11 protein-coding genes are annotated in these 13,137 nt (G+C 45.6%); 6 read left to right on the top strand and 5 right to left on the bottom strand.

Translation table 11 applies throughout. From position 1 onward, the window contains the following. Positions 1 to 354 precede the first annotated feature (354 nt). Genes ACFFUV_RS12035 through ACFFUV_RS12020 form a run of 4 tightly spaced genes read right to left on the bottom strand, consistent with a single transcriptional unit; the run spans position 355 to position 4,436 of the window. Positions 355 to 1,263, bottom strand: coding sequence for a L,D-transpeptidase family protein (locus ACFFUV_RS12035; RefSeq protein ID WP_390192939.1), 909 nt, complete (start codon positions 1,261 to 1,263; stop codon positions 355 to 357). After that, positions 1,263 to 2,678 carry a deoxyribodipyrimidine photo-lyase gene (gene phrB / locus ACFFUV_RS12030; protein ID WP_390192936.1) on the bottom strand — a complete coding sequence of 472 codons (1,416 nt, stop codon included), beginning with the start codon at positions 2,676 to 2,678 and terminating at the stop codon, positions 1,263 to 1,265. The genes ACFFUV_RS12035 and phrB overlap by 1 nt, the downstream gene beginning before the upstream one ends. Continuing rightward, entirely contained in the window at positions 2,675 to 3,496 is an 822-nt protein-coding gene (locus tag ACFFUV_RS12025; RefSeq protein ID WP_390192935.1) for a MerR family transcriptional regulator, read from the bottom strand. The genes phrB and ACFFUV_RS12025 overlap by 4 nt, the downstream gene beginning before the upstream one ends. Next, complete coding sequence (locus ACFFUV_RS12020; protein ID WP_390192934.1) at positions 3,486 to 4,436, bottom strand: YbgA family protein; 951 nt, start codon at positions 4,434 to 4,436, stop codon at positions 3,486 to 3,488. Before ACFFUV_RS12020 ends, ACFFUV_RS12025 begins: the two co-directional genes overlap by 11 nt. Positions 4,437 to 4,747: 311 nt before the next feature. Here ACFFUV_RS12020 and deoD point away from each other — a divergent pair, with 311 nt between their 5' ends. From deoD to ACFFUV_RS11990, 6 genes are all read left to right on the top strand, one after another. Then, positions 4,748 to 5,458, top strand: a complete 711-nt coding sequence (gene deoD, locus ACFFUV_RS12015; protein ID WP_390192932.1) for a purine-nucleoside phosphorylase — start codon at positions 4,748 to 4,750, stop codon at positions 5,456 to 5,458. 51 nt (positions 5,459 to 5,509) lie between these two features. Continuing rightward, on the top strand, positions 5,510 to 6,979 hold the full coding sequence (locus tag ACFFUV_RS12010) for a transposase (protein ID WP_446697913.1): 1,470 nt from the start codon (positions 5,510 to 5,512) through the stop codon (positions 6,977 to 6,979). A 124-nt stretch (positions 6,980 to 7,103) separates the two neighbouring features. Continuing rightward, the gene (locus ACFFUV_RS12005) at positions 7,104 to 8,555 is read left to right on the top strand and encodes a hypothetical protein (protein WP_390192928.1); all 1,452 of its coding nucleotides are present in this window, start codon (positions 7,104 to 7,106) and stop codon (positions 8,553 to 8,555) included. Between the two features lie 11 nt (positions 8,556 to 8,566). Next, positions 8,567 to 10,153: a tetratricopeptide repeat-containing diguanylate cyclase gene (locus ACFFUV_RS12000; protein ID WP_390192927.1), complete on the top strand. Its 1,587-nt coding sequence runs from the start codon at positions 8,567 to 8,569 to the stop codon at positions 10,151 to 10,153. A 211-nt stretch (positions 10,154 to 10,364) separates the two neighbouring features. Further along, positions 10,365 to 10,742: a DUF3302 domain-containing protein gene (locus tag ACFFUV_RS11995; protein WP_390192925.1), complete on the top strand. Its 378-nt coding sequence runs from the start codon at positions 10,365 to 10,367 to the stop codon at positions 10,740 to 10,742. Continuing rightward, the gene (locus ACFFUV_RS11990; RefSeq protein WP_390192923.1) at positions 10,742 to 11,872 is read left to right on the top strand and encodes an HlyD family secretion protein; all 1,131 of its coding nucleotides are present in this window, start codon (positions 10,742 to 10,744) and stop codon (positions 11,870 to 11,872) included. Before ACFFUV_RS11995 ends, ACFFUV_RS11990 begins: the two co-directional genes overlap by 1 nt. Positions 11,873 to 11,937: 65 nt before the next feature. On the opposite strand, the gene ACFFUV_RS11985 is transcribed toward ACFFUV_RS11990, so the two are convergent. Next, positions 11,938 to 13,128, bottom strand: coding sequence for an MFS transporter (locus ACFFUV_RS11985; protein WP_390192921.1), 1,191 nt, complete (start codon positions 13,126 to 13,128; stop codon positions 11,938 to 11,940). Positions 13,129 to 13,137: the final 9 nt, after the last annotated feature.

The following is a 13,137-nucleotide window of genomic DNA, read 5'->3' as shown; positions in this document are numbered from 1 at the left end:
CTAATTTATTTCTCTTCCCAAAATGACTTAAGACCCGCTCAACTTCCATTTCACAACAATAAAAATGGCGGCAAAATGGCGACAAATTTTCTCAACACTGGTAACTATTGAGCAGCACTGATGAACACAACAGATATTAAGATACTGAAATACATGAACAATTGTTAATATCACTAGATATCAACAACAGCTAAGTATTACACTAAGTAATCGAAATTTAGTTAAATACTGATAGAAGAAGGGTCTGCTTAGCAGGCCCTTTATTATATTGGCGCCGTATAAAATCGGTGCGACAAATACTTCACATGTAAAAAAGCGCAGCCCTTGCTGCGCTTTTTATTCATATTTTGACGATTACTGCTCAAGCATCTCGGACGGGGCAATTTCAGTAGGTACGCCATTTTGCGCTAGAATCACGGCGCGCGCTTTGGTGTCTGGCAACTCAAATTCATCCAGCCACCAGCGAAGCTCAGTTGGAATCTTAAGATCTTTCTTAGACCCGTCACTACGAGTTAAGGGTTCATGCGCTTCAAGAAAGACACTTCTGTCGGGTTCGAGAGCGACCTTCACGGGCTCATCAATGACTTTGACACTCTCGCCCAGTGGGACTTGAGCAAACAGCCATTTGATGTCTTTTGGATCCATTCGAATGCACCCAGAACTGACGCGCATACCAATACCAAAATCTTTGTTAGTACCGTGGATCAAATAATCCCCAGCGCCATACGCCAAGCGCATTGCAAACTCTCCCAACGGGTTCTCAGGCCCAGCGGGCACCACTTGTGGAAGTTCGATGCCTTTCGCTAAATACTCTTTGCGAATTGACATTGGTGGCGTCCACGTTGGATTCGGCCTTTTTTGGCTGATCTTAGTTTCCATCTCTGGCGTATCACGACCTATACGACCAATTCCGACCGGGAAGATATGGACTTGGTTCTTATCTGGCTCAAAGTAGTACAGACGAAGTTCTGCCAGATTAATTACGATGCCTTTACGCGCAACATTTGGCAGGATAATACGGCTGGGGATCGTCAATACGTAGTCAACCTGAGGCACAAAAGGGTCAACCCCTTTGTTTGCTGCCATCAAAGAGAGAAAGCCGACATCATATTGTTTAGCAATATCGGACAAGTTTTCACCTTGCTTCACAATATGATATTCCGTACGTCCAACGATGCTACTGTCTTCAGGTGGCAACTCATAAGTAACGGCAAATGCGGCGCTGCTGATACACCAACATAAAGACAATAATTTACGTAGCATTAACTCCCATCCTTCGCTTGTTTATAGAGTTCCAAGGTTATCTCTCTTTCTGACTTGTGATCAACTATCGGTGCGGGATATGACAATAAATTTACCCTGTCCCATTTCCAAGGCTGATGCACAAATTTGTCTGGAATCTCAGACAATTCAGGGATCCAATGACGAACAAATTCGCCGTCGGGGTCAAATCGCTCGCCTTGAGTCACTGGATTAAAAATTCGAAAGTAAGGCTGTCCATCACAGCCAGTTGAGGCACACCACTGCCAACCGCCATTGTTCGCCGCATATTCACCATCAATGAGGTGCTGCATAAAGTAATCTTCGCCGTGTCGCCAGTTAATATGTAGATCTTTAATCAAGAAACTGGCAACAATCATTCTTAAGCGATTATGCATCCATCCGGTACTATTCAATTGTCGCATGGCGGCATCGACTATCGGATAACCGGTGTTCCCTTGCTTCCACGCCTCAAAGTCGGAGTCGTTATGATGCCAAGTCAGCCGACGTCCCCAGTCCAAAAACGGCTCTCCTCGACTCAGTTTAGGCTCAAACCACAATAAATGCTGATAGAACTCACGCCATATAAGCTCACTTTGCCATACTTCACGCCCTTCCGTCAGCGACGGCAGCCCATAAGCGAGCCGAGCAAAACATTGACGAACAGAGAGCGCACCAATTGCTAAGTACGGAGATAAACAACTGGTGCCAGAATACGCAGGAAGGTCACGCTGCTGGTGATAATCATCGGCATCCTCTGCACAAAAGCGTCTCAATCGATGAATCACCTCGTCGGTCTTGACTGGCCATTGCTCACTCGATTGGCGCGAATAGCTAAACGTAGACTCTGGTGTAAATCGTGCAGAATGTAATGCGTCAGGTAATGTGTGGTCAGGGCCTACGCTCGGCTTTAGAACGTTAAGAGACTGGGAGTAAAATTGCTTTAAGTAGGCTTTTTTAAACGGTGTAAATACTTTGAAATACTTTTGCTGCTGGTTAACGACTTGTCCTGGATACAAAGCACATTTGTCATGAAAACTTTTAAAGTCGATAGACCGGCGCTCTAGCAGCTGTTCACACAAAGCATCTCTACGCTGTTCATTGAGCTCATATTCACGATTTACCCACACCGTATGAGCCTTTATCTTTTCCGCAAATTCGCTCACAACTTGTGCCGCTTGATTAAAATCCGCCACTTCTTGATAAAGCAAAGGAATGTTCAGCGCGTCTAAGTCATCCCTCAACGCCCCTAATCGACGAACAATCAAATCGGCTTGAATCGGGGCCATATGATGCTGTTGCCACTGCTCAGGTGTCGCGATATAGAGAGCGGTTACTGGTTGATGTGTCTGCAATGCTTCATATAGAGCTCGATTGTCTTCGACGCGTAAATCGCGCCGTAACCATACCAAATTCATACGGGCTCCTGTGACTTGTCAAAGGCGTTGAGCAAAGGTGATAGCATCAATCGCTCACCCAATTGAATACCTAACTGCTTGAGCGCATTTTTCTGCGTGGCAGGTAACGTATGATTGGCATAAATAGCCAGCCATTGATTATCTAAACTGGCGTGGGTGACCAATCCACTCAAGTCGGTCACGCCATCGAGCATGGTCACGGTATACCCTTGACCAGCAATCGAAATCGCCCATATCCATGCGCCAATACAACCCGAGGCCTCACAATTTACAACTAAGCAGCCCCCTTTATGCGCCGCTTTATTTTCTGATTCGAGAATCGCACTCAATGCCGTAATCATCGCCGACTGGAACAGGCCCATCTGCAACGAGCGCTGCGGCTTTTTAACTTGGCTTAGCGACTGGATGATGGGATCCACCAAACGGGCTTCGATCATGGCTATCGGGTACTCTTTTAAAATACCTCGAATCATGGCCTTCACTTTGGCAAGCTGAAGCTGAGCCAACGCATTGAGTAACGTATCAATGCTTTCTCGCTGCACCTGCGATGCTTCCAACTCAGCATGCAGCGGCTGATTGCCAACAATCAGTTCTTTGACCTTACCAATCGCCACTCCTTTTGCAAGCCAACTTTGAATCAAGCGAATATGGTCAATATGGGCTTGGCTGTATAGCCGATGCCCTTTTTCAGTGCGGTGCGGGTGTATCAAGTTATAGCGTCGCTGCCAAGCTCTTAAGGTAACAGGCTTAACCCCTGTCATCTCAGAAACTTCTCGAATCGCATACCACTTTTCAACGTTCGAAGATTTATAATCCATAGCGTAAACGCAGCTCCTCAGGATAAGGTTGGAAGTACTTTTGTTGCTCTAAATAGCCATCAGGGTATGAATTTAAGTAATGCTTTATCAGGGTAAGCGGTGCCAGTAATGGAATCAGCCCAACACGGTAGTCATCAATGACCTTTCTAAGCTCGGCTTTCTGCTGTTTATTCAATACACGCTTGAAGTAGCCTTGCAGGTGCATCAATACGTTGGTGTTATTCTTTCGTGTAGCTCGGTGCGCCATTGCCTGCATTAAACCAAGGCGATAATGTTGCACAAACTCCTTGATGTCGTAGTCAGCAATACGTGCAACCAGCCTACCCAACTCACGATAAGAATCTGGGTGATGAGCCATCAGTGTCAGCTTATAACGCGAGTGAAAATCAATAATTTTCCCCCGAGTCGGTTCATCCCCCATGGACTGATAAAAGTCATAAAGACAAAAAATACGTGTAATAAAATTCTCTTTAAGCACGGGATCATTAAGCCGACCATCTTCTTCAACAGGCAACCACGGCATACGCTCCAACATCACTTGCGTATACAGGCCCACGCCGGTTTTTTCTGCATGGTTGTTACCATATACTTTGACTCGCTCCATGCCACAAGAAGGAGACTTGGCACATACGATGTAGCCACAAAGGTTGGTTTGCGATAGCTCGTCGACTTTATGATGCGCAAAGTCAACCATCGCGTCGGTATAATCCTTACTGGCATCTTTCGTTTCAACCAACGCCACCCTTTCCTGATCGGAGATGAGCCGAATCGTCGGGCGAGGAACCGGTAGACCGATCCCCACCTCTGGACACACCGACACAAACTCAAGATAAGGCGATAACTCCTTATTGACGAATGCACTGGCTTTGTGACCAGAGTCAAAACGAACTTTTTCACCTAGTACACATGAACTGATACCAACCAAAATTTGTGAATCCATTATCTGCCACCCAAGTTATACAAAAATGTTTTCTGTATAAGTATTAGCACAATCAGCAAAACTTATACAAGTTTTTAACTTGTACAGCATTAAATGAAAAACGATCACTGCCCTGTCATTTAAACAGCAAAACGATTGCTTTACCGCTTTCAACATAAATCGTTATCAAGCGATTAAAAATAACGAATACCCGAGATTTTTGTGACTAACATCTCATGGATAGCCGGATTTACAGAATAGAATCGTCTCTAAATCGTGTTCTGTATCTCAACAGAAAAAGTAAACATAGTAACTATTTTGGAGTATCCACTATGGCAACCCCTCACATTAATGCACAACCCGGTGATTTCGCAGAAACCGTTTTGATGCCCGGAGATCCATTACGTGCAAAATATATTGCAGACACCTTCTTGCAAGATGTTAAACAAGTGTGTGATGTGAGAAACATGTTTGGTTTCACAGGCACCTATCAGGGTAAGAAAGTGTCAGTGATGGGCCATGGTATGGGCATTCCATCATGCTGTATTTATGTTCATGAACTCATTGCTGAATACGGTGTAAAGAATGTTATTCGTGTCGGCAGTTGTGGCGCAGTGCGTGATGACGTCAATCTAATGGATGTTGTCATTGGCATGGGCGCCTCAACCGACTCGAAAGTCAATCGTATTCGTTTCAATGACCATGATTTTGCCGCACTGGCAGACTTTGGCCTGCTTGAAACAGCGGTACAGCAAGCGCGTGCGCAAGATGTCCCCGTAAAAGTCGGTAACGTCTTCTCTGCGGATCTGTTCTATACACCGGAAGCCGACCTGTTCGAAAAAATGAACAAACTTGGCATCTTGGGCGTGGATATGGAAGCGGCGGGCATCTATGGCGTTGCCGCGGATCTCGGCGCTAAAGCCTTAACCATTTTAACGGTCTCTGATCACATCATCCGCGGTGAAAAGTTAAGCTCTGAAGAACGTCAAAAATCATTCAACGATATGATGAAAGTCGCGCTGGAAACAGCGATTAATTTATAACGCTCATAACGTTACCACGGATTGGGTAACACAATGAATAAGGGGGAGATTGTGCCAAACGGACAGCTGCCTGCGGACGCAGACGGGTTACAACTCAACTTTTGTAAAACATTGGCGTGTGACAACTTTGGCTTGAGCGATGCACAGGGTTACATTGTGCAACATGCAAACCCAAAGCGTCCGGCGATGGTTTGCCGTGAATGCGGCGCATTCCCCCCTTTACTTAATAACTATGACGTTGAAACAGAGCTGACTCGCCTCAGAAAGTTACACAGTGACGGGCTGCCAGCCTGTCGTAACCAACAATGTGAAAACGTCGGTTTTTCGGTGCACATTCATAAACACCTCTACCATGCTTTTGGTTACAGTGGCGATCGTCAGCGCTATCGCTGTAAAGCTTGTCAATCAACATTTGTCGATAAGTGGTCCGGCGTAAATAATAAGCTCGACTTTCAGGAGTCGCTGCTTGGCTTGCTATTTATGAGCTATTCCGTCCGTGAAATATGTCGGCGTCTCAACATCAATCCCAAGACGTTTTACGACCACCTTGATCACATCGCCAGTCGTTGCCGGCGCAAGTTAGCAATCTTTGATGCTCGATGGGTCAATCACGCGCAACACTATGAATTAGCCTCGCACTATATCCCGTTACAACCCAAAAGTAATAACGGTGTTGTATGGATGGTGACCGGTGACGCGCCATCCGGTTATGTGCTATGCCAACACGTGAACTACTCAGCCAATGAAAAGCCAGTTGGGCCCATTGACCATGACCCTTTCCATTCACCTGCTCGTTTTGTCTCACCGCAATATTCGCCGGAAGCCCATTCAGCTCCGATGAAAAATATTCCAGCGCTGCATGAGCGCATTGACCGCCAATACCAAACGATTCTTGCACGAGGTAACGTTGAAGACCCGATTGGTAACTTGACGCAATTTCACTACCCCTCCAAAGGGGCATTGATTCGAGCACCTTATACCTCTTATGCTCACTTTTTACATGTACTCGATCTCTGTCAGAGTGATAAACGTGTGTCGATTTATCTTCCGCAAGATCCCCTTCTACGCTCTGCTGCGCTGAGTGTATGTTTACCTCGTATTCAGCACCATAATGTGGATCTTATGTATGTTGAAGAGGACACACAGTGGCGTACTCAGCTCTATTTCGACAAAATTGATATTGTCCATATGGGTTGGTGGCGTGATCGATGGGCGATCGCGAATCAAGAGGCGGCATCAAAAGGCATTTGCTATTTAGCAGGCGACAACGACAAACCTGAGCAATGGTTAACTCGAGCCAGTTTGCGCAGCATGGAATCCTACCAACAACGGTTTCAATCTCTTTTTGAAGACTTCATCAACGAACCCCGCCGTAAATTACGTCCTGGAGGCTTGCTTCCTTTACTCGATATCTTCCGAGCTTGGCACAACCTTTGCTACCAAAGTAAAGAAGGTGAAACCGCTGCTCAACAGCTAGGATTAACGACAAAACCTCTGACACTTAAGGATTTACTGGCTTAGAGACAGAATAAATGTGAAGTTGACCATTAAAAGTCAGGTGTTTTGCGTATTTTGCTAGAGTTGTAGTCTCGCCTATTCTTATAATACTTAGGAATTAAGTTGCCGCACAACGTAAGGACCTGATTTGGACAAAAGCCAACGCTCGCTAGACACCAAGTTGAAACAGCTAAAACAACAAGTGGAAAGTGATCCACGAGCGGTTTTAATTGAAGCTCAGCAATGCGTTGAAGATGCCAACACAATGTTATACCCCAAAGGGGGAATCCGTGCCCTTATCGTTATTTCCTTATGTTACTGGCACTTGATGGATTACCGCAAAGGTCTCAAGTCAATCAAAGACGCTTATTCAAAGTTAAGTGGCCTTGATACCGATGATTATGTCCCGGAAATTCTTCATATTCACGCTCTCCATTATTGGGGGCAAGCCCAATACTATTCCGCGCAACAATTTTGGATTAATGCCCTTGAGCAGTCTGCCCTCACCGACGAAACCGAAATTCAAATAGAAAGCTTAATTGGTTTGGGCAATGTGTGGCGAATGACCAATGAATATCAACTCGCGCGTTCAACGCATGAATTAGCGGTGATTGTCGCCAATAATATGCGGATTAATTACCTCGAAGGCAAAGCGCGGATTCTGCTGGCATGGGATCACTACTTACTCCATCAGTTCGTTGATATGTTGTCGGTGCTTGATGGTGCAGCAGAAGCTTTGCGCTATCATGATGATAAAACTTGGCATGCAGAAATCTGGGACTTTCGCGGCTTAGCGTTGCTCGGGCTAGAGCGTATCAAAGAAGCAGAGCAAGCCACTCAAAAAGCGCAAGAGCTTGCCGAAAAACATGATTTATCATGGATGAAGTCGCATTCCTATATCAGCCGAGCTCGCCTGGAACTGCTGCGTAAAAATCCTCAAAAGGCTTCAGAGCTACTGATGTTGGCCGAGGTCTCTGCCTCTGAGTTTGATAATGGCGAATTGCTGTCACAGATTTGCTATCAGCAATCCTTGGTGGCAGAAGAAATTGGTCACTATCAGGCGGCACTCGTCGCGTTCAAAAAATACCGTCAATTCTCACTGCAAATGCAACGTGAACAAACGTTGCGGGTAGGCACTGACAAAGCGCGGACCTCAAAGCGTCAAATGGAACAGCGTGCGCGCAAGTTAATTAATCGAGTTCGCCGTCAGCATGAATTTGATCCCGAGCAACAGCTCAGTCAAATGGTGTCAGAAACCTATTGGTGGGAGCAATTAGTTCTGCATAAAACGGCGATGTCTAAAGCCAGTCATTCGGTTATCGTCATTAAGCACAGCAACAACAAAGTACTCGAGATCTGCACAGAGCTGGCGCACTCGCTTTGCCAAACTCGGGATCTTCTTACCCGGTTGAGTCAAAACCGAATTGCTCTATTATTAGCGGAAAATGATGAACAAGCCCACCAAGTGTTTTACAGTTTGAGCCAAATGTTTGCCATCTACCCTTGGCACCGACAAGGCCTTGAGAAATCAACGCCCTCTATGGATTTTTATGACATTCTCAGCTTTCCTTTCACGCTTGATCATCTTGATGACGACTGAGGCCGACGGTTATGGAATCACTGCTTAAAAAAATTTCCGATTTCGGATTAGACGCCGCCTCCTACAGCGGACAAGATGCACTCGCGTTTTGGGCACATGTTCGTACTCACATCGCCACCACACCGGAAGATCAAGCACACTGCTTTATCATTAGCGCCGAGCATCTGAGCAAGCAGCGTCAATTTCAAGAAAGTATTCACGACCTTAACGCTGCCTTAAGCCTCCTTTCTTTACCTGAGGATGCCGAGTTAATTCTTGAGATAAAAGACAGCTTAAGCGATCGATTTTTTATTACAGGTGATTACGCAAATGCACTCAATCACTATGTCGAATCTACCACTATTGCCGTAGAACATAGCTTTATTGACCCCTACGTCAAAGCGATCATTGGTATGGGTAATCTGTGTAACGCATATGGCGATCACACGCGTGCATTACGCTACTATCAAAAGATTGACAGCATCGACCACGCCATTAATAGCCGCTCTCTGCGACTCAAGTACAAGTTATTTAAACTTGCCTGTTTTTTATTGATGAATCGCCCAGAAAAGGCGCTTCCCTTGCTCAAAGAGTGTGAGCAGCTCTGTATTCTGGTCAGCGACAAAGTTCTGACTGGCCAAGTGTATCTATACAACGCTATCTTGCTACGTCGTAAAGGCCAAACCTTACAAGCCTTACGTGACTTAGCCAACATCCAATATACCTATGGCAACTTACACTCAACATGGCTATCAAACATGTTGCGTCTTGAGCTTGCCTACTGCCTGACGGAGCTCGGGCGTGACCACTTATCCAACTGGTTGCTCGAACAAACCGAAAAGCGCATAAGTAATGGCTACGCGCCAATTCTAAACCTCAACTTATGTAACTCATTGGCAAAAATTTATGAGCAGCAAGGCAAGTATCAACAGGCGCTTACGTATCAGAAAAAAGCTTACGACCTTGAGAGTGCATTGGTGACAGCCATTCCGATTGGAGAGTTGGGTGCCGCTCAACTGCGCCGCTTGTCACGTTTCGAATTACAGCTCAAACTCATCTTATCTGAGCAAGAAAATCGCGAATTAAAAGAGACGACGGAAAGTCAGAAAAATACCGTAGCACAGCTTCAGATAGATGCATTTACTGACCCACTGACTACTCTGCATAATCGTCGTTGGCTTGATATCAAGCTTAAAGACCTCTTACTCCATGAAACCCCATTTTCATTGATGGTCATCGATATCGACCATTTCAAATCGATCAACGATGAACTGACCCACCTCGTGGGCGATAAAGCCATTATTCAAGTCTCTGAGCAGTTAGCCGAGTCGTTTTCGTTTGCAGGCGCATCGTGTGTACGTTTCGGTGGTGAAGAGTTCTTGGTACTATTGGAGAACATCGATATTGCCGATGCGCAGCGTCATGCGGAGCAATATCGTCACCAAATAAACCAACTGAATTGGCAAAACATACTTGGAGAACGAGGGCTAACCGTCAGTATTGGTGTGACGAAGCATAAAGGCGGTGAGAATACTCAACGTACCTTCTACCGTGCCGATAAAGCGCTCTACCGCGCGAAAGCCAACGGCCGCAATCAAGTGTGCATTGAATTCGAATAAGTGACTCAGTTGCCCCTCCCTCTTCCCACGCGGCAAAATCAAATCTCCCACTTAAATCTGTAAGAATCGTCTCACTCACGAGCCAGATTGCGCTGAAGTTTGTGTCATTCTTAACTTTCCTACCTAATCGCCTAGTTAAACTTGCTATTCTTCATCTAGCTTTTAAATAGTGGCTTTTTTCTAACTAATATCCTGATCAGGAAACACTTTTATGTTTTTAGACTACTTTGCCTTGGGAATGCTCATTTTTGTTTCCTTGGTACTCTTTTATGGGGTTATTGCAATTCACGACATACCTTACGAAATTGCGAAAGAACGTGATCATCCTCATCAAGATGCGATTCATTATGCTGGGTGGGTAAGCCTATTTACACTGCATGCTCTTTGGCCTTTTTTGTGGATATGGGCCACATTGTGGCGTAAAGAACGTGGATGGGGCTTCAAACAACAAAACAAACTCAACCATGATCTCAGTTTAAAAATGGAACAGATGGACCATGAACTCACAAAGCTAAAATTAGAACTGGCTACCCTCAAAAAGGCTGACAGTCGGGGTAACGATATGACTTCCCAAGAGGGGCATCACTAATGGATCTATTATTGATACTCTCATACACCGCACTGTGTATTACCGTTTTTAAAGTCTTTCGTATTCCATTAAATAAATGGACGGTCCCCACCGCAGTACTCGGCGGTATCGCTCTGATTGGTACTTTGATTTTGCTCATGAACTACAACCATCCATTCACTCAGCTTGGCAGCCAAGTCTTTAATACCACGCCGATTGTACCCGGTATACGCGGGCGAGTGACTTCTGTTGACGTTAAGCCAAACCAAGAAGTGAAAGCCGGTGACTCGTTACTTCATATCGACCCAACACCGTTTATTGCGAAGGTGACGCAAGCTCAGGCAGCCTTAGCGGAAGGGGAGCAAGACGTATTACAACTTGAAGCCACGTACAAAGCCGCTCAATCAAACACGGTGCAAGCCCAAGCTAAACGCGATCGCGCTAAACGTGAGTATGAACGTTACGCAGCCGGTTTTAAGCGCGGGGCATTCACCGAGCAGCAAGTGGACAATCGCCGCCAGACATTTCTCGCCGCAGAAGCCGCGTTAGAGTCTTCAACAGCGACCGAACAACAAGCACAACTCGCTTATCAATCTGAGATTAATGGAGAGAACACCACGGTAGCTAACTTAGAGGCGGCGCTAGCGCAAGCAGAATTTAATCTGCGTGAAACCGTGGTCAAAGCGCCAACGGATGGGTTCGTGACTCACTTGGCAGTGCGCCCAGGTATGATGGCGGTGCCCTTGCCATTGGCGCCAGTCATGACGTTTGTCCATAGCGAGCAACATTATTATATTGCCGCATTTCGACAAAACTCATTACAACGCCTTAAAGCAGGAGACGAAGCAGAATTTGTATTTAGAGCAATTCCCGGAAAAGTGTTTGCAGGCAAAGTTGTCGAAGTCATTCCTGCCATTGGTGAAGGACAGGTGCAAGCGGCTGGCGCGCTGATGAACACCGAGTCTCTGAAAACCAGCGGACGAGTGATGGTGAAACTGCAAATGACCGATGACCTCAGCGATTATCATATGCCTTTAGGTGTCAACGCAGAAGTCGCGGTATATTCCGATCACTTTGAACATGTGGCCATTATGCGTAAAGTATTGATTCGAGTGGAAAGTTGGAAAAACTACCTCTACCTAGATCACTAACAATCACGTACAAAAAAACAGCGCCTAGGCGCTGTTTTTTTATTTCTTTCACCTGAATAATCGGGTTATGCGTTTGCTTTTTTCACTGCAAAACATACAACTTCATTCCCGTGTTCAGGTTTGAGCGGAATATTGAGCGCCAGTAACAAAGAGAGCCCTGCCATGCCCGCGCCAATATAAAAAACCAGAGCAGGAGAAATAAGCCAAATGAGGCCGAACGTTACTGGAATGACAACCGCGGCAATATGATTAATGGTAAACGATACTCCCGCCGTTGATGCCATGTCTGCAGGGTCGGCAATCTTTTGGAAGTAAGTTTTTATAGCAAGTGCTAATGCAAAGAAAAGATGGTCCACGACATAAAGTGCCGCCGCCCATTCGGCGCTCGTGACCAATGCATAACCAATAAACACCAAAATTAATCCGATGTATTCAAAGGTCAGTGCACGTCGCTCGCCAATAACCCCAATATAGCGACCAATTTTTTTAGCAAACAAAAAGTTAAATACATAGTTAATCATAAACAGCATGGTGATGTCCGCTGCCGAATACCCAAACTCTTCCACCATCAGAAAGCCCGCAAAAACAGTAAATATTTGACGGCGAGCCCCACTCATAAAAGTCAGTGCGTAATACAACCAATAACGCTTGCGCAGAACCAACTTCTTATTCTGTGGTGTGGCTGATTTAAACTCAGGGAAAATCAAGGCTGCAATCACCACCAACACCAACCCTAAGCCACCTGTTGTGACATACACGGTCAAATAATCAAGATGCAAAATCTCCAGCATGACCCACAGCGCACCATAGGTGAGTAAAGACGCTAAAGCCCCCACAGAAATCATCTTACCCAACATTTCTGGTGCTTCTTCTTTATTTAACCACTGCAAAGAGAGTGATTGCTTTAAGGTTTCAAAATAATGAAACCCCGTCGACATGAGCAATGTAGTAAGCAGTAAGCCAACCAGTGAAGGAAAAAAACCCGTAATGGCTGTTCCAATTGTAAGTAGAGCAAGTGCAACCAGCATGAAACGCTGTTCACGAATAAACATCAAAACAAACACGGCGGTAAAGGCTAAAAAGCCTGGGATTTCTCGCACACTCTGCAGTAACCCAATATCCGCCCCATCAAATTGAGCTTTTTCGACCACAAAATTATTGAGTAGCGCCATCCAGCTTGAAAACGCAATGGGCACAATAATAGAAATAAAAATGAGGAAATGCTGAGGCGTCTGCCAGCGCTTCAATGCGTTCATGATTTGCAT

It is taken from the genome of Vibrio olivae (genome assembly GCF_042428525.1).
Taxonomy (GTDB): Bacteria; Pseudomonadota; Gammaproteobacteria; order Enterobacterales; family Vibrionaceae; genus Vibrio; species Vibrio olivae.
Note: the sequence above shows the minus strand (reverse complement) of the source record. Positions and strands in the feature narration are given on the sequence as shown.